At 53.5% G+C, this 25,119-nt stretch carries 23 protein-coding genes; 13 read left to right on the top strand and 10 right to left on the bottom strand.

What is annotated here, in order from left to right:
- Positions 1 to 3 precede the first annotated feature (3 nt).
- Entirely contained in the window at positions 4 to 810 is an 807-nt protein-coding gene (locus tag AC781_RS09945; RefSeq protein WP_083076929.1) for an Hsp33 family molecular chaperone HslO, read from the top strand.
- A gap of 817 nt (positions 811 to 1,627) precedes the next feature.
- Here the strand turns inward: AC781_RS09945 and AC781_RS13770 are convergent.
- From AC781_RS13770 to AC781_RS09930, 5 genes are read right to left on the bottom strand one after another with little or no spacing between them, the layout of a single operon-like run.
- Complete coding sequence (locus AC781_RS13770; protein ID WP_141675870.1) at positions 1,628 to 1,927, bottom strand: hypothetical protein; 300 nt, start codon at positions 1,925 to 1,927, stop codon at positions 1,628 to 1,630.
- 4 nt (positions 1,928 to 1,931) lie between these two features.
- Positions 1,932 to 2,306 (bottom strand): hypothetical protein, encoded by a 375-nt coding sequence (locus tag AC781_RS13765; RefSeq protein WP_141675869.1) that lies wholly within the window; start codon positions 2,304 to 2,306, stop codon positions 1,932 to 1,934.
- Positions 2,307 to 2,356: 50 nt separating this feature from the next.
- Complete coding sequence (locus tag AC781_RS09940; RefSeq protein ID WP_083076927.1) at positions 2,357 to 3,184, bottom strand: glycosyltransferase family 10 domain-containing protein; 828 nt, start codon at positions 3,182 to 3,184, stop codon at positions 2,357 to 2,359.
- Between the two features lie 4 nt (positions 3,185 to 3,188).
- Positions 3,189 to 6,524: a hypothetical protein gene (locus AC781_RS09935; protein WP_067777364.1), complete on the bottom strand. Its 3,336-nt coding sequence runs from the start codon at positions 6,522 to 6,524 to the stop codon at positions 3,189 to 3,191.
- A gap of 2 nt (positions 6,525 to 6,526) precedes the next feature.
- A complete protein-coding gene (locus AC781_RS09930; protein ID WP_067777362.1) occupies positions 6,527 to 6,973 on the bottom strand; it encodes a hypothetical protein in 447 nt (148 codons plus the stop codon).
- A gap of 139 nt (positions 6,974 to 7,112) precedes the next feature.
- Here AC781_RS09930 and AC781_RS09925 point away from each other — a divergent pair, with 139 nt between their 5' ends.
- Positions 7,113 to 7,529, top strand: a complete 417-nt coding sequence (locus AC781_RS09925) for a DUF4339 domain-containing protein (RefSeq protein WP_067777361.1) — start codon at positions 7,113 to 7,115, stop codon at positions 7,527 to 7,529.
- On the opposite strand, the gene AC781_RS09920 is transcribed toward AC781_RS09925, so the two are convergent.
- On the bottom strand, positions 7,526 to 10,381 hold the full coding sequence (locus AC781_RS09920; RefSeq protein WP_067777360.1) for a hypothetical protein: 2,856 nt from the start codon (positions 10,379 to 10,381) through the stop codon (positions 7,526 to 7,528). The two genes, AC781_RS09925 and AC781_RS09920, sit on opposite strands and share 4 nt — an antisense overlap.
- Positions 10,382 to 10,486: 105 nt before the next feature.
- On the opposite strand from AC781_RS09920, the gene AC781_RS09915 reads away from it, so the two are divergent.
- Together AC781_RS09915 and AC781_RS09910 are read left to right on the top strand one after the other, a co-directional pair.
- Positions 10,487 to 11,131 (top strand): hypothetical protein, encoded by a 645-nt coding sequence (locus AC781_RS09915; RefSeq protein WP_067777359.1) that lies wholly within the window; start codon positions 10,487 to 10,489, stop codon positions 11,129 to 11,131.
- Between the two features lie 107 nt (positions 11,132 to 11,238).
- Complete coding sequence (locus AC781_RS09910) at positions 11,239 to 12,309, top strand: ParA family protein (RefSeq protein ID WP_067777357.1); 1,071 nt, start codon at positions 11,239 to 11,241, stop codon at positions 12,307 to 12,309.
- A gap of 533 nt (positions 12,310 to 12,842) precedes the next feature.
- Here the strand turns inward: AC781_RS09910 and AC781_RS09900 are convergent.
- Positions 12,843 to 13,424 carry a hypothetical protein gene (locus AC781_RS09900; protein ID WP_067777354.1) on the bottom strand — a complete coding sequence of 194 codons (582 nt, stop codon included), beginning with the start codon at positions 13,422 to 13,424 and terminating at the stop codon, positions 12,843 to 12,845.
- A gap of 25 nt (positions 13,425 to 13,449) precedes the next feature.
- Positions 13,450 to 13,596 (bottom strand): hypothetical protein, encoded by a 147-nt coding sequence (locus AC781_RS14110; protein ID WP_156850344.1) that lies wholly within the window; start codon positions 13,594 to 13,596, stop codon positions 13,450 to 13,452.
- A gap of 50 nt (positions 13,597 to 13,646) precedes the next feature.
- Between AC781_RS14110 and AC781_RS09895 the strand changes: the two genes are divergently transcribed.
- The 8 genes from AC781_RS09895 to AC781_RS09865 all read left to right on the top strand — a co-directional run bounded on the left by AC781_RS09895 (position 13,647) and on the right by AC781_RS09865 (position 19,528).
- Positions 13,647 to 14,081 (top strand): TniB family NTP-binding protein, encoded by a 435-nt coding sequence (locus tag AC781_RS09895; RefSeq protein ID WP_067777351.1) that lies wholly within the window; start codon positions 13,647 to 13,649, stop codon positions 14,079 to 14,081.
- Positions 14,082 to 14,111: 30 nt separating this feature from the next.
- Complete coding sequence (locus tag AC781_RS09890) at positions 14,112 to 14,474, top strand: hypothetical protein (RefSeq protein ID WP_067777349.1); 363 nt, start codon at positions 14,112 to 14,114, stop codon at positions 14,472 to 14,474.
- 95 nt (positions 14,475 to 14,569) lie between these two features.
- The gene (gene rpsB / locus AC781_RS09885) at positions 14,570 to 15,253 is read left to right on the top strand and encodes a 30S ribosomal protein S2 (protein ID WP_067777347.1); all 684 of its coding nucleotides are present in this window, start codon (positions 14,570 to 14,572) and stop codon (positions 15,251 to 15,253) included.
- A 24-nt stretch (positions 15,254 to 15,277) separates the two neighbouring features.
- Positions 15,278 to 16,150, top strand: a complete 873-nt coding sequence (gene tsf, locus AC781_RS09880; RefSeq protein WP_067777343.1) for a translation elongation factor Ts — start codon at positions 15,278 to 15,280, stop codon at positions 16,148 to 16,150.
- Positions 16,151 to 16,297: 147 nt separating this feature from the next.
- Positions 16,298 to 16,579 (top strand): hypothetical protein, encoded by a 282-nt coding sequence (locus AC781_RS14290; RefSeq protein ID WP_245741019.1) that lies wholly within the window; start codon positions 16,298 to 16,300, stop codon positions 16,577 to 16,579.
- Positions 16,534 to 17,340 (top strand): acyltransferase family protein, encoded by an 807-nt coding sequence (locus AC781_RS09875; protein WP_067777342.1) that lies wholly within the window; start codon positions 16,534 to 16,536, stop codon positions 17,338 to 17,340. Before AC781_RS14290 ends, AC781_RS09875 begins: the two co-directional genes overlap by 46 nt.
- A 48-nt stretch (positions 17,341 to 17,388) precedes the next feature.
- Positions 17,389 to 18,489 carry a glycosyltransferase family 2 protein gene (locus AC781_RS09870; RefSeq protein WP_067777340.1) on the top strand — a complete coding sequence of 367 codons (1,101 nt, stop codon included), beginning with the start codon at positions 17,389 to 17,391 and terminating at the stop codon, positions 18,487 to 18,489.
- Positions 18,476 to 19,528 (top strand): glycosyltransferase family 8 protein, encoded by a 1,053-nt coding sequence (locus AC781_RS09865; RefSeq protein ID WP_067777337.1) that lies wholly within the window; start codon positions 18,476 to 18,478, stop codon positions 19,526 to 19,528. Before AC781_RS09870 ends, AC781_RS09865 begins: the two co-directional genes overlap by 14 nt.
- Before the next feature lie 9 nt (positions 19,529 to 19,537).
- On the opposite strand, the gene AC781_RS09860 is transcribed toward AC781_RS09865, so the two are convergent.
- Positions 19,538 to 20,542, bottom strand: a complete 1,005-nt coding sequence (locus AC781_RS09860) for a glycosyltransferase family 2 protein (RefSeq protein WP_067777334.1) — start codon at positions 20,540 to 20,542, stop codon at positions 19,538 to 19,540.
- Between the two features lie 73 nt (positions 20,543 to 20,615).
- Positions 20,616 to 21,671, bottom strand: a complete 1,056-nt coding sequence (locus AC781_RS09855) for a glycosyltransferase family 2 protein (protein ID WP_067777331.1) — start codon at positions 21,669 to 21,671, stop codon at positions 20,616 to 20,618.
- Positions 21,672 to 22,079: 408 nt separating this feature from the next.
- On the opposite strand from AC781_RS09855, the gene AC781_RS13425 reads away from it, so the two are divergent.
- Positions 22,080 to 24,578 carry a polysaccharide pyruvyl transferase family protein gene (locus AC781_RS13425; RefSeq protein WP_172801787.1) on the top strand — a complete coding sequence of 833 codons (2,499 nt, stop codon included), beginning with the start codon at positions 22,080 to 22,082 and terminating at the stop codon, positions 24,576 to 24,578.
- The last annotated feature ends 541 nt before the right edge of the window (positions 24,579 to 25,119 follow it).

The raw sequence follows: 25,119 nt of genomic DNA, 5'->3' as shown, positions 1-25,119 counted from the left end.
GTCATGGACACCGTACAACAAGAAATGACGGATGACTTCGTCACCGTCGAATCCATCTTTGTCCGCCAGCGGAACTGCCATCTGCTGAAAGCGCAGTTATCGCCCATTTTCACGGACTACTACCTGCACCTGATGCAGCATGGCCTGCGCAACGAAGACCCGGTGGACTCCCTGCTGAAGAACCTGACCGCCTATTTCACTCTGCATCTCGTTTCCCGGCCGTGGGCGGAATACCACGCGTGGACCATCAACCTGCGCAGTCCGCTGGTGGCCAACCTCTTTGTCTCCGGCTCCTCGCTGACGGAAAGCGTCGTGGCGCGGGCGTTTACGGAAGATGTGCGCGTGCCGGACCAGAACACCCTGTTCACCCAGATGATCCGCGACGGCAAAAACCCGCAGACATCCGTCATCCTGCTTCACGGCGACACGCCGGAAACATGGATAGAAGACTATTACCGGCAAAGCGAACAACGCATAGTCCGCTGCTTCGAGTTGCCGGACGAAAACTTCATCCTCATCACAGCGCAGCCCGACGCCGATCTTGACTGGCTGCAGAATCTCACTCTTGAGGATGCCGACGCCATGGAGAAAAATGAGGCCACCAAGATCATGGAAACGCGCCGCCTCCGCTTCCACTGCGGTTGCACCATCGACAAAATCCTGCCCACCGTCCGCACGATGAAAAAGGACTTTGCCGACCTCCTGTCGGAACAGGGCAAGCTGGACATCACCTGCCCCCGATGTGCGGCCCAGTATGTTGTGACTGCTGACATGCTGCAGGACGGTCCCGATGAGCGGGAAGAAGAATGAGGCCGCTCGGGTACGATTGAATGCTTGCACCCGGAGCTGTCTCATCGTATGATTTCATGCGTGGCGGCTTCCCTGCTGCCATGCTGCGCGAACCCCAAGCTGTGGCGAAATTCCCGGGAGATCGGCGTATTTTGCAGTTTGCTCAGTATAAGGATGTTGAGAGAATTGGTGCGAAACCTCTTCCGCGAAGTGACGTATCACGGAAGCAGGTTCGCGAAAATGCAAGCATGGACAAGGCTGTATCAGCATGTTATGGTATTGGCAGTCGCACTCCTCACGGAGTGCGTGGATTGAAACTCTCCGCAGCCGGGAGAAGAAATCAAAATCACAAGTCGCACTCCTCACGGAGTGCGTGGATTGAAACTGAATGTGTTAATGCTTTATTTGAGCAGGCAGAAAGTCGCACTCCTCACGGAGTGCGTGGATTGAAACTCCGACCCGCACCCGGAGCCGGGGGTCACGCGCCGTCGCACTTCTCACGGAGTGCGTGGATTGAAACTTTGAAGACTATGAGTCAGCCGTCGCCTGCGAAATGTCGCACTCCTCACGGAGTGCGTGGATTGAAACAGTTCAGAATTTAACGATCCTACGATGTGGGCGCACGTCGCACTCCTCACGGAGTGCGTGGATTATTTTATTGATAAAACGTTGAAAATAAGTAATTAAGAAAATTACTTGTAATTTTTTTGCAATGCGGAAAAGCGCGCTATGACCGCAAAATCAGTACACGAAAAGCCCCGCCTTTGAGGGGCGGGGCTGGTTGAGGTTAGACTTGCTTCATATCCTGTTCGTAGTCGGCTGGAATATGGTGTGTTTATCAAAAATTAGGATTAATAAACCATTGAATTAGATCGTCTTTTGGATTATTAGCCAACCTTAAGTATGTTGCGGCCTTTTCGAGTGCGTCAAGGCTTGTATGTGCATACACACAGCTGCTTATGTAGGGTGCTCCCTGATCGCTTCTTTGGTAATGATGACTCACGTCGTACCTGTACAGCTGACTTCTTGTATTTAACCATATTTTAATTTCTAACCTTTGAGATCCCATTATAACCCTGTATTGTTCTGCAAGGCTCTCAACATCTTCAAAGATAGTATTATTTACTTCTGTTTTCATTTTATTATATTTTTTCTTTCGGTGATCCGGCATCCCAGTTTGTGATGCCTAAATAGCTCGCGAGACAAGATTTATGGAAGCTTTCCCCCGTCGTGGTGTAAGTCCGACCGCTAAATATTATCTCATCAACAATCATATTGTATGAAAGTCCGTTATTTTTGCATCCTATATAATCTCCTGTTCTAACGCGTGCATATTGAGGAAATTGTGAAATCATGTCTTCCCAATTTTGCCACGCGCCCTCTTCATCCGTCGCTGTTTTATATGTTGTAATACCGCAGATTTTGCATGCGATGGCGAAATCGTTGATGCCAACGATTTCAGGAATCCCATTACATGCAGGGTTAATGCACCTTGATCTAATTTTGCTTGTCACCATGCCTTATACTATATTCTAACTTATATAATTGTCAACAGGCATGATCCTTGCTAATGACACATCCGTTCAACCACCTCCCTCGCCCGCTCGCGGATGTGCGGGCGTGGATCCTTACCGGGCAGGAACACCGGCTGGTTGATGATGGCAGCCATCGCCTCAGGATCCCGCGACAGCTCCTCGATATGGTCAAGCATGGCCGCATCGCTCCCGTAGTTCGCACGGTCGATCACGCGCGCCGGGTTGATGTCCGACTGCTCCGCGCCCCAGTACACCGGGATAGCCCCGGCGTTGATGGCATCAATGATTTTTTCGGTGGTGTATCCCGGCTGTGCATTGCCGTTTTCGGCAGCGAGGACAAAGGCATACATCTCGCACACGGCGTGCTTGCTGCGCACCTGCGGATGCGTCGGCATCCAGCAGCCCATGGAGTCCATCAGGCCGCGGTCGAGGGCTGCCGTCATGATCATGTTGCGCGGCGGGCACCACTTGTCCGACACCACGGCGAGGATCTTGCGGCGGCGGCGTGCCACCTCCTCAGCCGCCACCGTACCGGGGGCACTGTAATCCCTGTGAGGATTAAGGTACATGATCCAGCTCGGCAGGCGCGTACATGACTCTCCGTCCGGGTCGTAGCCGAGGATGTGAGCAGCCAGCTCGTGCCGCTTGTCCATGCGGCCCCACGGCTCACAGGTATGGAGGATATAAGGCTTGCCCTGCAGGTCACGCCACCGGCTGCCGTAGTTGGAGCCGATGACCAGGCTCGCCTCCCGCAGGGGTGCAAGTTCCGCGATGCCGTCGAGCTGCTCAAGGATCCAGTTCGGGCATCCCTTGTTGGGGTCGTGCATCGGCCAACAGTCTACAAATGCTATTTTTATCATATAATCAAGGGATTAAGTCGTAATTCTGGGTGCGTTGAAACATAAAAAGCTTGCCCCTGCGAGTCGCCATGAACAGGGCGTGCGTATGTCCGTCCACACTATCCGGCATGCCTCCGCATACCTTGACCCAGCCATGCGCGGCAAGCTCCGCATCCGTCATGGAGTGGTATGCCTGCGGCCTGTCCGGGTCGATCTCCGCTCCGATCTCAAGGCCGCCGCCCTTGGGTATCTCAACAATACCGCGCAGGATGCGAGGGTTGCCGATGGGGGCTGCTCCGGGCGAGATATCGTCGTCAATCGTCCACTTGGCGGCGTAGGTGAGACCGTAGGTGTGTAACGCGCGTTGTGACTCGATGTCGCCTGCGTACGACCAGTCCTGAGTGGACATGGGATACACGATCGACCCGTATGAGATGTGAGGCCGCCGAAAAGGATACACATAGATTGAGCCCGCGCCTGTGCCTGTGATAGCGCAGGAGTAAACTCCTCCGAACTGGTCGGAGTAGCCGGTTGTCGGATCGGTTGATGGCATCTCGTTGGCGTACTGGAGCTCCACAGAGTAATGCCATTTGGAAGGCGTAGACCTGTCGCGCACGCCGATTCCCACGCGAGCCGAATCCGCCCCGTTGTCGGCATCCACAAACACAGGGATGCTCCCTCCTCCGGCCGAGCTTGAGTCCGATGAGGACGGGTTGTCCTCACCCCCTCCGGGCGGGTAGAGCTCCGCCTCGAAGTACACGTCTCCCGTGTGGTGCTGGATAACCGTGCCGTTGGGGTTGACGGTGGCGACATGGATGCAGTAGGTGGCCGGCCACTCGTTGTTGTGGTAGGCCTTGTCATACATGTGGATCGGCTGCCACCGCTGGCTCAATTCGGCAAACGTCACCAGCTTGCTCTCATCATTGATACTGTAGTTGAGGTACCACTTGCCCGGCGTGGCAATCACACCGTTGACAGCCTGGTACAAGGCCGGATCGGTCGGCTCACCGAGGGGAGATACAACCTTGCCGCGATTGATCAGCCACTTGTCCGCCAGCCGATACAACTCGAACGGCATGAGGTTCCGCTCCGCGCCGTCAAAATACACGTCTCCCGTCCATTTTTGGGAGATGGACATGTTTTCGATGTGCGCCAGATGGATGCAGTAGATGGCTGGCCACGCACCTGTGGATTGCGTCTCGTCGTAACTGTGTACGTCCGTTTTGCGGTCCGTAATCTGCGCACTCTCGATCGACTTGTCCTTGTTGACCTTGTACACGAGGTACCAGTCGCTCACTTCCGGGGAAAGTTCCTTGGACTCGACCTTCACGGGGTCGCCATAGGTGCCGTACACATGCCCCTCCTCCGTCTTGTATCCGGCTGCCTTGGTTGTGATCTCAAACGGCCTGCGGTGGTACTCGATCGGGTCGTCCTTGGTGTCGAGCTTCGGCCCGATGGCCGGGGACGATGGGCGGTTTTTCTTACCGCGCGCCTCTTTTTTCTCCTCTTCCGTGCGGTTGGTATCGGCGAGGCTGCCGCCGCCGCTTCCGGCCATGTTGCCGCTGGTGCGCTCGTCTTCCGTGATTTCCCGCGCCTCCTTGGTGAGATTGCGGGCTTTGGGCGTCTCAAACTCCTGATCTCGCGATCCGAGGGTGAGGGAGACGCTGTCCGTCATCAGGTCGATGCTCACTCCCTGCACGATGGTACGCATGGTCTCCCATTCCGGCAACCCGCCCTTGATGGAGAGGTGGCAGCCGAGGTAGTTGATTGCCTCCTCCGGTGTCTGGCGGATGGTAATGGAGCCGTCATACTGCAGGTCGCGAGTGGCGTTGTAATAGGCTTCGGCGGCGGCAGCGTAGTCGGCGGGGATTTCCTTTTCGGCTTCCTCCTTGTCCTCGTCCGTGGGATAGTCTTCCTGCGCGGGATCCACTTCGGGGCATTCGGCTGTTTCGAGATAGGAGGATTGAAACCTGTCAATAAGCACACAATCAAGCGTCAGGATGCGTCTCAACGCCTTCTTTTTCGCGCTGGCTGCTGCGTTGTCGCCCTCCTTGTCAAACTCCGTGTCGTCGGCATCATCATCCCGGAAAAATCGAGCAAGACGGCTTCGATCATGACCGGCTGGGATTACGGCGCCATCCTTGAAACGCACGTAGCATTCGAGAGTTGCGTTGACCCAGCGCACATTTTTAAATTTGTCGGATATTTCGCCCTCGAATAGTGCGTATCGCAGCCGGGAGTTGGTGTTGGGATCCTCCCCGTAGTTCCAAGGTTTGCGGTTTTCGGCCTTGGCGGCCTCGCTGTCGCTCGCTCCGGGATCCGGCTCGTCCTGGTCGTACACCTTCCACGTTTGGCGGAGAGGACTGTACTCCAAGAGTCCATCAAGACCTTGCAATATAGGGTAATATTCTCCCCAAAACTTGGTGTTCGTCGTATTTCCGTTTGTGAGATTTTCGGCATCCGGGATGTGCCGCCCCTTGATCGTCATGCGCTGCGGAGTGTTGGCACTATTGGTGCCGCTGCCGGTCGATGTGCCGGGATCCTTGCCCCACTTGTCCTCTACCTCCTCGTTGTCGCCTTGTGCCGTATCGTTCGTCTCGAACACATACGCATCCACGGCGTGGGGATTGCCGCCCTCCGGCACCGTCCACGTCGTCGTGTGGTTGTAGCCGAGGGAGTCCGTCCAGTGGCGGATGATGGTCACGGACGACGGGCAGAGGTCGTAACGGGGCTTGAGCTGGATCGTTTCGGTCACGATGTCGCTGACGTCGATGATGGCAGGAGGGTACTCGCGAGGCGTGGCGATGATGACTTTTTTAATCTCCTCGTCGCTGCCGGGCGGCTTGTCCCACTCCGTACGGCTGATGAGGTTGGGCACCCAGCGGCCTATCTTTTTCGTGAGATTCTGCCGGGTCTCTGAGGATGATGCGAACGGCACCATTTCGCTCATCGTCCCCGGAGAGGTGACGATGTTCGCGCCTCCGATCCTGAGGACGTCGCGGACGGTGTCGGCCACATAGACGGTGCTGCTCGGCGTCGCCTTGCCGATATATCCGGAGGTGGTGGATTCGCGGGCGAAGTAGATGTTTTTGCCGTCGTCGTCCCACTTGTCGGCGGCGGAGATGGAGACACGCCGAGCTCCCGCGCTGATGCTGTGCTCAATGTCACGGATCCAGCCCTCGAAGATAGTCTTGCCGCTCCGCGTGAGGCGCAGCCGCTCGCCATACACCCAGCGGCGCAAAAACTCCCCGTCCATGCGGGCGAATGTCAGGGAGAGGGTTGAGGCATCCATGCTCTGCAGGTCGAGGCTGCCGCTCTCGCACTGCATGTCACGCAGGTCTTGTACGTCCAGAGTAATCATAATCAGCCGATGGGTATGTAGCCGTCCGGGAGGGTGGTGGAGCCGCCGCCGGTGGAGTCCGTCAGCTCCTTGCCGACGGCAAAGCTGTAGCCGAGCGTGAGCCGGGTGCTGGCGCGTGAGAGGCGTGGATCAAAGGAGGTCAGGACGGCCTCATACCGCATGCCGTCGATAACCAGGACTCCGACCCCCTTGCCACGCCATGTGCGCAGCTGCGCGGCAAACTCGGCTTGCGCGTCTGCCGCGTCCACAAAGTCGCGGGAGGTGGTCACGTCGAACGTGCCGGAGACGTTGCCGTGAGAGTACAGGGCGGGGGCAAGGCGGTTGATGCCGGGTACAGCCTCCGTGGTGTAGCTGAGAGGCATCCTGATCTCCTCGCCGTCGTACAGGCCGCCCGGCGTCAGGATGTCCAGGCCGTCAAAGGTAATGGGGATGGTGCTTTTTGTCCTCATGCACCTATTGTACGGCGTGCGAGGACAGGGAGCAATCGGAGCGTGGTGGGCTAGAGGGTGATGTCAATGAGTTTTGCGTTGGCTTGTAAGTTGGACTTTTTCGCTTGCCGCCGAATTCGACGCGTGGTAGTGTGGGGGTATGGCGAAATACTACTGTTATTTTGGTAAGCAGGTTAAGGGGCCTTTTTCTTACGCGATAATACGAAACGCATTATGGAGGGGAGAAATTACAGACGATATGATGATTCGAGGCGAAAATGCTGACGAGTGGATTCCGATCAGAGACGCCATCGACGACATGAGGGCAGAATACGAAAGGGAAAAAAATGAGATATTAACTCCACGTCAAAATAAGTTCGCCGACAATCTTCTTACGACAAGCTTTATCGTGTTTATTTGTGCTGCTCTTGCTCAGTTTATAGCAGGAGCGATATTGTGGTCAAAAGGTTCGCTTGAGATAGGATTGCCGCTCACGCTCTCATCTCTTGGATACATCTTCCCAATTGCTGTCTCTTACGTATTGCGTCAGATGTTCAGACATCAGTTGCGTAGTTAATTTGATTGCTTGTTTTTCATTTGTCTCTTAATGTTATCGAGTTCATTTTGCAGATGATCTGCCAATGCCTGAAATTTTCCTTCCATTTCGCCTTGAATCTTGGCTTGGCTTTTAGCCATATCTAACGTGGCATTAGTCATTTGAGTGACGCATTCTTTGACTCCTTCTGCACTCTTGGCCGCAGCGTCTACATAGGGGGCGACTTGTTGTAGCTCGGACATGTCAAGGTTTCCGTCCGATGCCGCTTTTTTTAGCTTATCCCTCATTTCGAGTAATCCTTGTCTATCTTTCTTTTTAAGGCTCTTGTCCTTTAGAGCCTTGGCGATAGCGTCGTCTATTTCTTTCGTCATTTTGTCTGCCGCATCCTGCTTGTTGTCGAGTATCCCCTTAACTTTGTCGGCAAATTGTTCGGCTTCCTGTATGTCCTTTTTACTGCCGTTCTTTTTTGCATCTTCGAGCGCGTCCTGGGCTTGTTTATACAGATTTTTCAATCCCTCGATACTCGCGCCCTCGACAATCTTCTCAAAAGCTTTTTCCATTTTGTATTTATTGGCTTCATCTTCGCGTGTTTTTTGATTGGCGGCGTCTCTGAGCACAGATATTTCCTGTCTTTTTTCCATCCCCTTCCCCACGGATTCGATTGATTGCTCAAGCAATTGATTACTTTTATAAATCTGATCCAGTAACTTCCACCCATCTTTGTAACTTTTTTTCATCTCGTCGGCTTTTACGCCTTTGGCGGATGCTGCTTTTTGGATGTCTTCCTTTTCGTACTCGCCTTTGTCATTCTTTTTCGCTCCGCTTGTATCGAGATTTACCTCTCCCTCTAATATTCTGACTCTTTCATTGATTGATGTGTATTCTTTTGCGTATGCCTTTCTTTTTTCGCCAATCATATCAGACAGCTCGTCCGTGTATTGGCCCAAGAAGACTACCATCTCTTCTTCAGTAAGATTTAATTTTTTGCCAAGCTCGTCGAATTTACTTTTGTTTGAGCTGATTAATGCCTCGGCATTTGACTTTCTACCCCAAAAGCTTACGCCTTCATTGCGCAAACCGAATTCATAAACATCTTTACCCACGTCATCCATAAATCCCATTCTGTCTTTTTTTGCCGATCTATCCACGTATGCTGCACGCAGCTTAGTCACAAACAAATCAACATCCTTCGAGCTTTTGATAATGTCCCCTCCCGTGTTCAGCATGGATGGCATCAAATCAAAAACGGATTGGAAAGTCTTGTACGCCGACTGCAAGTTGGCATCCCGTTCAGCCATGAGCTTTTCCTGTTTTTTTGCATCCAACTCCATCGCGCGTGCGTCCTCATTTTTCTGCAATTCGTCTTCCAATTTTTCCGGAGTCCACCCCTCGTCTACACTTTGTATCTTGAGCTTGTATGTATTTTTGTCACGTTCGCTGTTGATGTCCATAATATCCTGATCGATCTCGCCCTGCTTAAGAGCGAGCTGGTGCTTGATTTCCTGTGTTTGCCGCTCAAGTTCAATCGTTGTTTTAAGGGCCTTGTTGTACATGTAGTCAGCAGCCTTTTGGATTTCGTGGGCGTTCTCCGCCTTAACCGCATCCATCTTGATCTCCTTCATCTTTTTGGCCTCCTCCTCGGCCTTTTTTCGCGCCTCCTCGGCCTGCTTGGCGGCCTCACGGGACTTATTTTTAAACATTTCCCATAACTTCCCGGCGGCGGACAAGCCCTCAAACATGATGATACCCCACCCGATAGGACCAAGCCCCGTCTTGAGTGCTTTGCCGATGCCACGGATCGACGCAGCCAGACTCTCACCCTCCACGCGCCCCGTCGAAAACATGCGCGCCAGCGTACTCATGGAGCGCGCGGCCTGCTCGGATCCACCGCTTGCCGTGCGTCCAGCCGTGCCAACAGCCTTAATCGCCTTGCTGGTGTCCTCAATCCCCTTGATGGCCTCGGCCTGACCGATCTTGTCACCGGCCTTGGCGGCCTCCTCCATTTTGCGCTTGTACTCTTCGAGATCGGCCTTGAGCTGATCGATCGAGCGGCCCATTTGTTGTTGCTTGCGCTTGTAGGCGGCAATAACCTTGTCCGCGCTCTCCTCTGCGGCCTTCTGTGCTTTTTCCTCGGCTGCCACCAGCTTCTCGGCGGCAGCCTCCGCCGCCTCAACCTCCGTATTGTAAGCATTGAGCACCTTGTCAACGTCCTCGTTGACCTGGTCGCCCCACTTGCCGCCAAAGTCCATATCAGACGTCTGGTCGGAGAGCATAACCTGAGCGTCGATCACTTGCTCGATTGCTCGCTCAACATCCTTGAGCGACTGCACATTACCCTCAGAGTCAAAGTCAAACTCAAAGCTGCCGCTCTTGAGCTTGGACTCCATCTCCTGATACTTGGCAAGCAGCTCCTCAAGAGAGCGCATGGCGTTTTGCGTGGGAGCATCCATTCCGGCCATGGCCGCCTCCATGGCGGCAGACATCTCCTCAAGATCTTGCTTGGCCTGTCCTGTCACCTCCCTGACGCGCTCAAGCCCGCTCGTGTCCACCTTGGGCGCAACCTCTACGGCGTTAATCTCGTCGATGGCGTCTCTAGCCTCGTTAACGACCTCCGGCACGCTCCTGATCTCCGTCGTATTGACGCGCGGCACGGCGTCCGGTGTCGTCGTGAGCTTATCTACCGCCTCCTTGGCCTCCTGCGCGGAGTCTTTGATGCCCTCGATGCCGGTTGCATCCACCTTGGGGGACGCATCCGGGGTGGCAGTGATCTTGTCGATTGCGTCTTTTGCGTCCTTGGCCGTGTCGGCAAGGTCTTTCATCCCGGACGTATCAACCTGCGTCCGGCCAGTGATTGTGAATTCAGCGTCAGCCATGCCCTCATTATCCCATGCTTGCGGACTAGCAATCAACAAGATGCCGGTGGGCTAGCCCCCGCGTCACGCCTTGCGGAAACACGTCGCATGCGGCATCATTGGGTCATGGAGTTTGCAATCACAGGACTTGACGACATGATCGCGCTGGCCGGGCGCGACAACATGCCAAATGTCAATGCGTCGATCGCCAGCGGCATGACGCGCTACATACAGGACTGGTACCGGGAGCGCGGCAACGACTACTTCGACAACCCCGCCTTGCCCACGCACGGGGCGGGGCGCAAAGACACCAACTGGGCGCAGGGTATCCCGGACAGATGGAGCGAGGGACCAAGTGACGCCGACTCCTTCAGCATCGTTTTCGGCGAGGGGGGTGACCGCTACGGCCTCGCCCTCAAAATCAAGGGCGGCACGGTCTCGGCCACATCGGCCAAATGCCTCACAATCCCGATTGCGCCGGAGGCTCACGGGCGCAGTGTTGCGGACTACGAGCGCGACATGGGCGTTGAGTTGTTCCGCCCGCGCGGCCATGATACGCTATGCTACTCCTTGCCAGACGGCAAGCTGCGCGCCGTCTACAAGCTCCGGTACTCCCAATTTTTCAGGCCGTGGCCGGAGGCGGTGCCATCCACGGAGGAGCTTGGAGCGCTTGCAACCGTCATGGCCTGCAAGCTGTTTGAGCCGTTTGCCGATGGAGAGAGAGGCGGATCAGCATCCGACGGTTGGTACGACAGCGATTACAAGCCGTGACGTCAAACATTTTCGGCAAAATATCGAACATACATTTCTAGCCCAGATATTTGGAGCGGAATACGCTTGACTCATACACGATAACCAATCACAATACCTCAAGAGCCATGTCCAAGTCAATCTGCTTATTCAATCATAAAGGTGGCGTCAGCAAGACGACAACAGCCTTCAATTTGGGTTGGAGTCTTGCCGAAGCCGGGAAGCGCGTGCTGATGATCGACCTTGATTCCCAATGCAATTTAACCGGTCTCGTGATGGGGTATATCGCGATTGATGATGATGCGATGATCAATTTTTACAATAATCGCAATAACCTCACTATGCAACCTATTGTGAGATCGTTGATCGACGGCCATTCGGTATCCAGGATCGTTTCGAGCGATGGTAACCTTTTGCGGACGCAAAAGGAAAATCTTTTCTGCCTGCCCGGGCATTTGGATGTCTCGGATCTGGATGCCCAGATCAGTGTATCGCTTAAAATCGCTCAAGGTGTACCGGCGACGCGAAACATTCCGGGCAATCTACCCGGAGTCCTGAAGAACATTGCTGATAATCATAATATGGACTATGTGATTTATGACCTTAGTCCGAATGTCGGAGGTTTGAACGAGGTTATCCTCATGTCGAGTGACTACTTTATCGTTCTAACATCTCCCGATTACTATTGCTTACAGGCCATAGGGTCGCTGGAGAAGAACATTAGAAAATGGAAACGGGAGATTTGCAGATTCAGGGAAGATAATGATTTTACGAGTGATGCGTATTTTATTCGCAATGCGCCGAAATTCCTCGGAGCTATACAACAGAGGTACAGGCCGAGAAATGAGCGTCCAGCAGTGGCTTTCCAACGCTGGATTGATATTATCGGGCGTGAAATCAATGAGAAATTCGTGCCATCGCTTTCCGATATTGACTGCGTCATATCTTCTGACGATCTTCGCGATGTGCTGATTGGAAGTGAATTGCATCCGTATGACCTTGCTCACGTTCCTGATTTTAATTCCCTGATCGCCATTAGTCAGCAGGTTTCGAAACCTGTCTTCGCTCTGTCTGATGACGACATCGCGCAGATTGGAAACGTTGGAGGAATCACGAAAGAAAATATGATCGGGAATCGTGATAAATTCCGTGGTATTTTTGAGGCTTTGGCTCAACGTGTCATCGCATTGACTGCGTAATTGTATTCAAAATTGGCCGCTTTGGCAGAATGAATATCAATACATTATTGGTGTTTACTCTGTGTTTTTGGCCGCATGCAAAACACCCCCGGAGCCGCAAAGCTCCAGGGGTGACGCCATGACAAATTAGGTTAGAGTGACCACGTTGTCTTTGACGGCCTGTTATGTTATCTATTGTGGCCTATGACAATTGATGGAGCCATAATCAAGGAGCAAGGGGTGACTTTTGCTATCGTAATTGTAAAGCAGAGTGCGATGTCCACTACGCATGCAGCGGACGAAACCCGCGAAGCTTTGCAAGCCCAGATCGCAGACTTCGCGGGAATCCCTTTGATTCTTGCGTCGCAGGATTCGCGCGGAGCGTTCTCATATCAGGGTAAGCCTGACATAGTACGGTTCCTGGCGAGCATTTCTGCTTCCCGAATCCCGTGGAAGAGGTACACGTACGCATAATCGTGTCGTCTTCTCCGCAAGCTACATTATTGATTCTTAATGTTTTCATTTTTTTTCAATCAGTTTTGTAGCTTGCGTTTCTATTCGCCTCCTGCAGGTGCCTCCGGAGTGCCGGTCAACGCCTCGGTAGCGATCATTCCGTTATTGACGGACGGCACCACGTCGAGGATGAGCGTCGGGCGCGCGAGCTTGTTGTTCTCGGCGATTTCGCCGTCAATACGCACGTCGCAAAACAGGTACTGAGTGCAGAGCAGACGCTTCTTGCCGTCGTACTTTTCGACTTTGACCCAGCACCTGACGGACGGCTCCGAAAGTGCGAACATCGGGACGATCTTGCCCGTTTCCAACGGATTTTCCGTGCGGTATTTGAGCTGCCAGACAAATGGCGACCAGTCCGCAATCTTCGTCTTGAACTGGTCGGACTTGACTTCTGTATTCTTGTCCTCGTTGTATTTCTGCGTGTTCGGGTCGAAATAGGCAACGGCGTCGTCTTCGGTCTGCGGGGAGTGCGACAACTCCTCGACACATCCGAGGATCGACCAGTCGACATCGGTAGCTTTGGCGATGTCGGTGGCGGCGGTATACTTGTCTCCGGCTGCGACAAACGACACGACGTTGCCGAGGCGGAGAGTTTTGAGATGATCTACGGTAACTTGAGACATAATATATTGATTATTTGATTGTTGATTAAATGATAACAGGAGCGGACACGGCCAGCGTATGGATGGCCTTGCCTGCGGTAGATTTGTGGGTGAGCTTGCTGACGGTCGTCTGGTAGTATGCCCAGTCGCTTGCCGCATCCTCAAACTGCTGGCCCTTGAGGGCTGCCAGCATGGCCTCGGCGGCGGCATACGCTGATTGTCGATGAGGCGCACCAGGTGGCGATGGGGCAGGACCGCGGGGCGGAGGTGATCGAGATGTTCCGCGAGATTTACGAGCGGACGGGCTGCGCCCTGGTGTTTGTGGGGACGGAGGTGTGGGAGGATCGTCTTGCGGGCGATATGCTGAGCAAGTGGCGCAAGGTGCTGTCGCAGACGGTGCAGCGCGGGATCAATATTCAGCTGCCTTCGGAGCTGCCGGAGGAGGATATCGCGGCGGTGTGGAGGGCCTTCGGGCTGCCGGATCCCGGGGAGGACAAGGTGGGCCGGGCGAGCATGGAGGTGATCCGCGAGGTGTTGCAGACGTGCAGTTTCGGCCGCTATGTGAAGCGGATGCGGGCGGTGGCCACGGCGGCGGCGCGGAAGGGTGAGGCATATGCCTGGGGGCATTTCCTGGGGACGCACCGTTTCCTGCAGGAGCTGGCGGGGGCGGCAAAGTAATAGGTTATCGCGAAGGAAGGAGTAGTTGATATGATTACGCAACTGTATCTGGCCGTAGGCCGCGAGAAGGATGGCGGGAAGCTGGTGTCGCGGACGTATAGTTCCGCGACGGTGTTTGCCGTCGATATCGATACGATGGAGCGGTATTTCTCCGTGCCGTGGGATCGCGCCCACTCGATCACGCGCTGGATTGAAACCGCACGAGAGGAGGAGAGCGGAGACGCCCGGCTTGTCGCACTTCCCACGGAGTGCGTAGGTCGAGTCAATATCCTGGTCGCCGGTGCTTGGGCAATACTGTTGGGTTGCCGGAATACCGGCCTAAAACTTTGTTGCATCTGCCATATTTTGATTGACAAATGCCGTGTGGAAACCTATATTCCTTGCCCCTGCTGATGCTGTTATGATAACAAAGGGAAGCTCAGGGCTCAAGAACAGCACTTTCCACCACCCGCCCTCACCTGCTTGAAGGAAGGGCAATTCACACACATATGATTAACGAACTCATCACCGAGATGGTAGAAGCTGGCGTCCACTTCGGACACCAGACCCGCAAGTGGCACCCCAACATGAAGAAATATCTGTTGGCAGACAAGAACGGTATCCATATCATCAATTTGGAAGAAACCGAAAAGTGCCTCGATAAAGCTTGCGAATTCCTCGCAGACCTTTCCCGCCGCGGCAAGAAGATTCTCTTCGTCGGCTGCAAGCGCCAGGCTCAGGAAGCCGTCAAGGAAGCGGCAGAAGCCACGGAACAGTACTATGTCAATCACCGCTGGCTTGGTGGCATGCTGACCAACATGGCTACGATCAAGAAGAGCATCGCCCGCCTCGACTGGCTCGAAAACCTCGACAAGCAGCCCGAGTTCAAGAGCATGTCCAAGAAGGAAATCGCCGCTCTCGATCGCGAACGCGCCAAGCTTTCCCGCAACCTTCAGGGTATCCGCAATATGGGCGGTTCTCCCGATGCCATGGTGGCCATCGGCGCCGATCACGAAGATATCGCCATTCGCGAAGCTCATCGCCTCAACATCCCCGTTGTCGTGCTGACCGACTCGAATGCCAATCCGGACGCTGTCGATTATCCGATTCCGGGCAATGACGACGCCGTGCGTTCCATTCGCCTCATCCTTTCCCGCCTCGTCGCCGCCATCAACGGCGCCAAGCAGGCCTAACCTTCCATCCAGATCAATACGAATATGGCAGAAATTACAGCCGCACTCGTCAAATCCCTCCGCGACAAGACCGACGCGGGCATGATGGACTGCAAGAAGGCTCTTATTGAATGCGACGGCGATATGGATGCCGCCGTGAAGTTCCTTCGTGAAAAGGGTATTGCCAAGGCCGCAGCCAAGGCAGACCGCGAAGCCAATCAGGGTATCATCGCCGCCCTCGTTTCCGATTGCGGATGCGACGGTATCTTGCTTGAACTCAACTGCGAAACGGACTTCTGCGCCAAGGGCGACAAGTTCCAGAGCCTCGTGGCCGAAGTAGCCAAGACTCTTAAGGCCTCCGAAGCCAAGACGCTTGAAGAAGCCCTTCAGGTTTCCATGGGCGAAGGCAGCGTTGAAGAGTACATCAAGGCCATGTGTTCCTCCATCGGTGAGAACATGATGCTGCGCAAGTTCGCACGCCTCAGCGTCGCCGGTAACGGAGCGATTACCTCCTACATTCACATGGGCGGCAAGGTCGGCGTTCTTCTCTCCGTTGCCTCCGGCAAGGAAGAAACCGCCAAGTCCGATGCCTTCAAGGCCCTCTCCAAGGATCTCACCCTGCACATCGCCGCTGCCGCTCCCAAGAGCGTCGATTCCTCCAGCCTTGACCCCGCTTTCGTGGCCGAAGAACAGGAAATCGCCAAGGCCCAGCTTCTGCAGGAAGGCAAGCCCGAGCACATGCTTGAGAAGATTCTTCCGGGCAAGCTCAAGGCCCTGTACGCTCAGAGCTGCTTGGTGAACCAGGGCTTCGTCAAGGATCCGTCCACTACGGTGGAAGCTCTCCTTGCCGCGAAGTCCAAGGAACTCGGTGACACGATTACGGTCGTCGATTTCAAGCGTTTCCAGCTTGGTGCGTAAGCATCGCAGCCATTGCATTTTCAACCCCGCAAGGTTTTCCTTGCGGGGTTTCTTTGTGTCGAAAAACCGTTGCTAAAATCGGTTTGCTTTGTTACTATTGGCGGCAACGGCAGGTGCAGGGTGCGCCTGCTGTTGCTTCATTAGCCAATGCACACAGCGAGAATATCTTCTGAAAAACTTCTCTCCACCTATCGAGCTGCCTTGATGGGGCTGGCCATGCTGGGCATCATGCTGCATCACTTCGATAAGCTCGAAGGCATGCATTATACGTTCTTTCCTTTCGATTTTGCAGGGCCTGCCGTGTTGTGGTGGGGCGTGGAGGTTTTTTCTTCTTTCTTTCCGGTCTGGGGTGCTACCATTCCTGCTGCAAGAGCGGTACATGGGTGTTTTACAAGAGGAGAATTTTGCGTGTTCTGCCTGCCGCCTTGATCGCCGGTATTTGCAAGCTCTGCATCATGCAGGCTCCGCTTCAATGGTACGATATACGCTATTTGCTGGGAATCAATCTTTGGTTTATCGAAGCCTATTTTGTGTATATTCTGTTGCTGCCGCTGTTGATTCGGGTGTTGCATGCCCCCAACCGCGTGCGGCTTCCTCTGCTGTGCCTGCTGCTGGCAGTGTTGATGTTTGCTGCCGATCTGGCCGGCCATGTGTTCCCAGCCGGCTGGGTTTCCCGTTTTCATGAGTTGATTACCCGTTCTCCCGCTTTTATTCTTGGTGCCGTGTGGGCGTATCTGTACAGCCGTCAAAGAGATGTTCTGGCGATGGTGGCATGGCCGTGGCAGGTTGTGATCATTGCTGCAGGTTCGGGTGCGTACTTTTACCTTTTGGACGGGGCGCCCCAGTTCCACAAGGGTCCCGTCAACATTATTGTGATTCTGGCGGGCATCATTCCGTTCGTCACATATTTACTGGCTCGGCTTTTCTCCGCTTTGTCAAAGTATCGCCTGTTTTCTTCGGTTCGGTCATTTTTGGCATGGATGGGTATGTTGAGCCTGGAACTTTATCTGGTGCATGAGTTTATTTTCGCGCAACTCGAATCTTCCGTTCTGTCGCATCTGCCGCCTTTGTGTTTCCTGCTGGTTCTTTTCCTTATTTCCTGCTTGAGCGCGTGGCTGCTGCATGTTTGCGCCCGGAAATCGGTTCAAATCGTCGCCAAATTTGCGTCGCATGAGACCAAACAGGCATAAACACGCTTGCGACTGCACGAAAAAGCATTATAATCTTCGTACTCTCTCATGAATACCGCGCCGGATGTTACTATCGTCACTGTATGCTTCAATGCACGCGAGCAGTTGCCCGCCTGCATCCAGTCCGTGTACGAGCAGAAGCAGGACGGTCTGAGCATTGAGCATCTGGTCGTCGACGGAGCTTCGACGGACGGTACTCCCGGCTATCTGGAGGAGCAGTTGCAGGCGGGGCGCATCGAGCGCTATGTGAGTGAGCCGGATCAGGGGATTTACGATGCCATGAATAAGGCTCTCCGGCTTGCCCGCGGTACGGTGATCGCGTTTTTGAATGCCGACGACCGTTTTCTGCCGGGAGCCATCCGCAAGCTGGCGTCTCCCATTCTCGAAGGCGGGGCGGATTATGCGTTCGGCGGTGCGCGCAAGGAGAGCGGCGGGCAGTTTCTCGAATCATGGTCGCCGAATGTCAAGAAGGCGTATATTGCATGTCCCTATTGCCATCAGACGCTTTTTTGCCGAACCGATATCATGCGTGAGATCGGCGGGTTCGACGATCAGGCGTTCCGTATTGCAGCCGATTGCGATTTCATGTGCCACCTTCTTGACCGCAAGCTGAGGTATCGGTGTTTTGAGGAAGATCTCGTTGCGTTCAGCGTCGATGGCGCTTCATCCAATTCTCCGAAGGCGGCGGCGGACGATATGGTGCTGTTGCTGTGGAAGCATTGGGATGTGCTGTTTCAAAGGGCGCGGACTGAAAGGGATTTTGCCGAGTTTCTGACCGTCGATCTGCTGAACAAGGTTCGTTTGCTTGAGACATGCGGCCATATCAGGAATAAGGATATCCGGCCATTTGCGAGCCATCTCGACCGTATGTGGAGCGATCTTGAGCAAGCCGGAGGTTGGCCGAACCTGAACCTGTTTTCGCGCGTTCGCCGCCATTTCATCCAGCCGCTGCTGGAGCGCGGGAGGCTTGGCTCCGTGGCGCGGGCGAGCATGCTCTGGTATTCCTACAGAAACCAGTTGCCTGCTATCCATCCATACAAGGATGATGTGTTGAGAACCTATACTCTGTCCGGCTATATGAGGCTTGTTGCCGGCAAGCTGAAGGTCAAACTGCATGAAACATTCTCTATATTCCATGGAAAACGATAATATACAAACCTATTCCATTGCCTTTTCGGCAGACAAGGATTTCTCCGTGCCTTTGGGGATTGCCATTTATTCGCTTTTGCTGCATGCCAAGCCGGGTCGCCATTTCGATATACATGTGCTCGACGGCGGTGTGACGGAGCAGGGCAAGGCCATGATTGAGGATTTGAAGGCGGATTACCCCTGTTTCGATGTCACCTACTGGGATCTGTCGAATCAATTTAACGATCTTCCGAGCAATTTCCGCTTTACCGTAGCCACCTACTACCGCTTGCGCCTGGCCAATTTGCTGCCGCACGTCAGCAAAATCTTTTATACGGATGCCGATGTGTTGATTTGCGATGATCTGGAAGAGCTTTTCCAAATCGATCTCGGCGAGTGCTATGCCGGAGCCACGCAAGAACTCAGCGCTGCTCGCGAAGGCCATGAAGGATTGAACGCCTATCGCGAGGCGTTCGACGTGCCGGATGATGGTACGCCCTACTATTGTGCGGGACAGCTGTTGCTCGATCTCGACCGGATCCGGCAGGACGGTATTGAGGACAGGATGATGGGGAAGGTGTATTCCGTTCCACCCGAAGTGCTGGGTGCGCCGGATCAGGATATCATCAACAGCGTGATGCACGGCAGGATCAAAACCATTCCGTACAAATACGGTTCCATTGCCTTTTTTGAAGACAGAATTCTGCGCGGCAACTATCTGGAAGATATAGGAGCATGCTGCGCCTATACCGAAGCGGAGTTGAAGGAGGCGGCGCAGCATCCCGCCGTGATCCACTACGCGACGGCCAAACCCAATATCCTTGTGGGCCCGCGCAATAGGCAGGAAGCCATGTTCTTCGATTTATGGAAAGTTTCGCCGTGGCGGCACTGTGTGCCCTATGAACCTCTGAAGATTCGTGAAGTGGCGAACCGCACGAGGCCCTGTGTCGGCAAGATGCTGATGCTTTTCCCTCGCATGGCCATTCGCTGCCCGCGTCTCCTGAAGATGTACGGGAAATTGCTCTCGGCGGGGACGCGGCTCGTTCGCACGAAGTCCTGAAGCAGCGGTTTATCCGTTCTGGCGGAAGATGCGTTCTTTCACTTTGCCTGTGTAATATCTCCACAGGAATACGGCGGGCGAGTGCATCATGGCCTGCGCCAAGAGGAGTTCCCGAGGGGGCATATCCTGCCCGGCATGGGGCGCCTGCTCCCGGAGGCGGCGGAGAACGGGGCGTGCGCGCCGCAGCACCGGAAGTTTCCATTCTCGGCTGACGCGGTAGAAAGTCCAGTGGAAGAAGGCGAATGCACGGCGGAACAGGACATCGTGTGCTTCTCCGTTTTCGGGAAGCCGGGCTGTACAGTATCTTTCCATTTCCTCCACTTCGTCGAACGCGCAGAATGCTTTCTGGCGGCTTTTCATGGAGGCGTTCGGGTTGCTTTGCCGGTAGTACAGCAAAGGGAGCCGGACGAAGCCCATTTCGCCGCATTGGGCCAGCACTTTGAAGAAGAAGGAAGAGTCCTGATAGGATGCTCCGGGCGTTTCAAGGAATCGAATGTCGTTTTCTTCCAGCCAGGAGCGTTTGTAGATGCCGGCCCAGATAGCGGCATGCTCATGAAAGATTTCCGTGCATGCGAGGGGTGAGGCTTTGTGTTCTTCTGTCTGTTCTCCGCACAGGCAGGATGAAGAGGGGTGCATATTGCCATCATCCCAGTAATCGAACCACAAGCAGCGGACATAGGGTACCTGCAACCGATTGATGGCCTCGATCAACACTTCATACATGTCCGGAGCAATGAAGTCGTCCGATTCCACGATGCCTACGAATTCGCCTGTTGCCATGGATAGGCCGATATTCATGGAATGCCCATATCCCGAATTTTTCTTGTGTACGACGCGCACGCGGGCATCCCTCTGTGCATAGGCGTCCAGAATCGCCGGGCTGCCGTCCGTAGAGCCGTCGTCGATGCAAATGATTTCAAAGTCGCGAAAAGATTGATTCAGAAGAGAATCCAGGCATTGCGCCAGATATTGCTCGACGTTGCAGACGGGAACGATGATAGAGAGAACAGGCATGGTATGCCCGCATCTTAACATTGCCTTGAGCCGGACTCAAGACCGGAAAAGGCGCATGGTGCGTGTTGCCGCCTTACCTTTGATGCATCGTGAGGGATATGGCGGCGCGTTCCGCAAGCCGTCTTGCCAGATACCCCGGTTTCGAGCGTGCGATTTTTCTTTTGAGCAATTCGATCCAAACGACTTTTGCATAACGACCGTCGGCAATGTTTCTCAATATGCCGAATTCGGGATACTGCAACATGGTTGTCCAGCCATGCAAGAGCAGAATTTTCTGCATTTGATGGAAGCCGGTTTTGCGGGCAGAGGCCGGGAGTTTGAAGAAAAAGTTTTGGAAGAGGTGTTGAACCAAGGGTAAGAGGTTTTTTCCGACCCGGTCGAAAATTCCCAATTGCTGCCATTTCTCGGAGCATGCGACCATTTGCTGCAAGAGCGTAGCATAGGTTTGTTCGGCTTTTTTGAGATTGGTATAGTCTTTCGTGATGGATGCCGGGCGGCCGTATCGATAGTAGTAGAGGACATCATCGATGCGAAACAGAGCTCGGCAGGCCGGGAGTGCGGATGCATTGAATACCAGATCTTCGCCGGTCATGCCTTCAATAAAGCGGACGTCGTTCTTTTCGAGCATCTCCCGCCTGTAGATTTTGTTCCATAGATAAACAAGCGTTTGATGGATGCCTTCGTACCGGAAGTCGGGCATGTCCTGCGTCGGTACGTCATGCCATTGTTGCAGTATTCCGCCTAAAAGGCCCGGATCCGACTGATGGATCAATTTGACGCTGCATTCCACGACATCCGCGTTTTTCGATTTGGCGATGGATACCATGCGTTCGAACATGTACGGATGGATGTAATCGTCGGGATCTACAAATCCGATGTATTCCCCTGTTGAAGCACGAAGCCCCGTGTTGCGAGCAGACGAAACGCCGCCATTGGGTTGGGAGATAATGCGGAAGTGCGAGTCTTTGGAAGAGTATTCCTGCAGGATATTCAACGATGCATCGGTTGATCCATCGTTGATGCAGATGATTTCGATATCCTGCAGTGTTTGCCGGCAAATACTATCCAGGCTTTCCCGGAGATACGCCGCTACATTATAAACAGGCACAATGATTGAAACAAGAGGCATATCGTCAGTCAGGGAACGCGAAGGAACTATACAAATTTGATCGGTTCGAGTCAATGAAATACGGTGGAGGCATTGCCGGGCAGATGTGTGCAGCGTATTTGCAGACGATGTCGCATGAATCCGGCCTGTGCCGGAATATCGCATGCGCATACTCATGCACTGCGTTGAGCGGGATGTTCATTTGCCGGTTTGGCGCATATCCTGTCCGGTGGTGCCGAATGGGGGTATTTTTGCGAATAATCAAGCGGATTCGATATCCGCTTGCTTTTTTCTGCATCAAACGGTAGATAATCAAGTAGTCAATACTTTTTGGTTTTTTTGCCTCATGGTTGGTTTTCTTGATAAAATGATAAGAACGAACAAATTGCTTGTCGTGCGGATATCGAATCTGTTACGATGCCCGCGAGAATGACTCAGGAATCATATCGATCGAAAAGGAATGTTGCCGATGTGCCTGTTCTGGCGACGGCTCATACATGTACGGGCTGTGCCGCTTGCGCCAATATATGCCCGACTTCGGCGATTTCCATACGCCTGAATGCGGACGGCTTCTATAATTCATTGATCGAAGAAGAACTATGTATTCGTTGCAATAAGTGTGCCAAAGTCTGCCCCATTTTACAGGATGGCCCGGAACAGGAGGCTCCGCCGGCTGCTCCCTTGGCGTATTCCGCGTGGTCTCTCGATGCAGCGGTAAGGGAGCAGAGTTCTTCCGGTGGCATGTTTACGGAGCTGGCCCGCCATATTTTGCAGTCTGGCGGGATTGTGGTAGGGGTTGCGTTGGATGAAGAGCTCCATGCACGACATGTTCTGGTGCGGGATGAGCAGTCGCTGGCATCGCTTCGAGGCGCCAAATATACGCAGAGTTTTCTGGATCACAAGATTTTCAGGGAAATTGCTCAGGAGCTGAAGAAGAAGACTCCCGTGCTTTTTACGGGGACCGCATGCCAAACGGCGGGCTTGCAAAGTTATCTGGGCAGGAATGATCCTAATCTGATCCTGTGCGATGTGATTTGCCATGGCGTGCCTTCCATTCATCTGCTGGACCGCTATAAAAGCCATCGGGAACAAATGGCAGGCAAAAAACTCGAGCATATCGCATTTCGCCACAAGGAGAGGGCCGGATGGCAGCATTCCCACGTCAAACTGACGTATGAAGGCGGGAGTACCCAGACGGTCAATCCGGCGGATGACGTCTACATGCAGGCATTCCTGAATGATCTGTGCCTGAACGAAACATGCCATAACTGCCAGTTCAACGATTTTCCCCATTGTTCGGATTTGACCTTGGGCGATTTCTGGGGGCTTGAGCACCTGCATCCCACATGGGATTTGCGGCAAGGCGCTTCGCTTGTCCTCGTGCATACGGACAAGGGGAAGGAGTTGCTCGGCCAATTGAAAGATCGTATTTTCCTTTCCCGCGAACCGTTGGATGAGGCATTGTTCGATAATGTGTCTTTCCTCAGGTCATGGCCCGAGCCCCGGGGGCGCCAAGCCATGTTGGATGAGCTGTCCGGCCGTCTATCGCTGCCCGAACTGGTTCGGAAGCGCATGGATTCTTTGCTTCCCCGCTATGATGTGGGTATTGTCGGTCTCTGGTATTCATGTAATTATGGTGCTATCCTGAACGGGTATGCGACGATGGCTGCGCTCAACGAGATGGGGTATAGTGCTGTGCTCATCGATACGGCTCCCCTGTCTGGCTCCCGGAGCAAGATGCTGCGTTATACGGATACATTGACGGTTTTTCGGCAATTTGCCAAGCGGTGGCTTCATACGACTCCCCCGATGGCGCATCCGCGGGATTTGGCGCGGTTGAATGAAATGGTCGATGTCTTTGCCAGCGGATCGGATCAGGTCTGGAACATCGGTTACAACGAGGGTCAGCAGCATATCGACGATTACAGCCTGCTGCGTTTTGCAAACCCGGAGAAAAAGCGTATCGCGATCGCTTCTTCATTCGGCCATGCAAACGATATTCGCAATCCGCAGCAAATGCGGCGTGCGAAGGGTATGCTTCAATGTTACGATGCGGTTTCGGTCAGGGAAGATTCGGCTCTTGATATTTTGCGAAGCCAATACGGTATTCAGGGTACACATATTCTTGACCCAGTGTTTCTTTGTTCCCGGAAGAAATACGATGCCGTTTCTTTGCTTGCTCCGGTCCAGAGAACGGAACAGACGTATCTGGCTTCCTACCTTCTGGATCCGAGTGTCGGCAAGAAGGCTGTTCTCCAATATGCACAATCGGTGCTGGCGTGCCAGTCGGTACATATGCTTGACGCACAGTTTGATTTTACTTCCAAAAAACGGCAGATGGATCTTCCGGGAATTGAAGAAAATCTGACAGTCGAACAGTTCATCCATAATATTGCACACAGCCGGTATGTGATCACTGACTCCTTCCATGGTGCATGTTTTGCGATCATCTACCAACGCGATTTCATCTGTATCGGAAATGCCGAACGTGGAGCCGGCCGATTTCTTTCTCTTTTCAAGCAACTTGGCCTTCAAGATCGACTTGTATCCTCGGTCGATGAGGTTGTCGCGAAGAAACTATTGACGACGCCTATCGATTACCGGCGAGTTCATGCAACGATTTCTTCTCTGAAACAATATGCTCTTGATTGGCTCCAAAAAGTTTTACAAGAGCAGGCGTCTCCCCGGGTGCAAATGGAAAAAGAGAGGCTAGCGCGCGAAGTGAAAAGAAAGCGTTCCTGTTTTTCCTTGTTGTACAGAGTCAAAAGAATGAGCGCCGTGTATCAACTGTCCAAATCTCTTTTAGCTGTTCGTCGAGAGATCAGGCAGGCTCAGCCAGTTGTTCGCCATGCTCTGGGCCGGAGGGAATGGGTGATAAAGCAGCAGCTTAGAACCTACTTGCCCTTCTTGCGGCAACGCAAAGCGTGACGAGAACTGCGTCGGTATGGTGATTCCATCCATCATCCGCAACGACAAGAGAAATTTCGGAAGCCGAATATTTGTGAAGAACTTTATTTTCGAAGTTCTTTGGGTGTTCGGAGCGGAGAAAAGGGTATTTCTCCTCTTTGTGGGAGCGTAAAATTCTCACACGATGAAGGCGGAACGGCAGTAATTTGCTTCTGCCATCACATCTGGTGTGTGGGGGATACTGCGGTGATGAGGCGGGGCATGGCATGTGGTGAAAATATATAATGAAGAATGGCCGAATTCGGTTTGCAATTAAATGTAATGTTGCTGACGAAGTTCAGTGCATCTATATGTGAATAAAACGAATGAGATTCCATGCGAGTCTGATGTGATAGGAGAGCAGATTTATTATCCGGCGTCAAACACATTCGCGCAATTTATTCTTTGTCAATATATTCTATTTTCCGTAACGGCTACTGCATCGCATCTGATATGCACTCGCCATCACAATAAGTTCAATTCATGGGAATAAGAGAAAACAGTTAGATAGCGGATAATAAAT

It is taken from the genome of Neoakkermansia glycaniphila, assembly GCF_001683795.1.
Taxonomy (GTDB): Bacteria; Verrucomicrobiota; Verrucomicrobiia; order Verrucomicrobiales; family Akkermansiaceae; genus Akkermansia; species Akkermansia glycaniphila.
The sequence above is the reverse complement of the archived record's forward strand: the minus strand, read 5'-3'. Positions and strand labels throughout refer to the sequence as shown.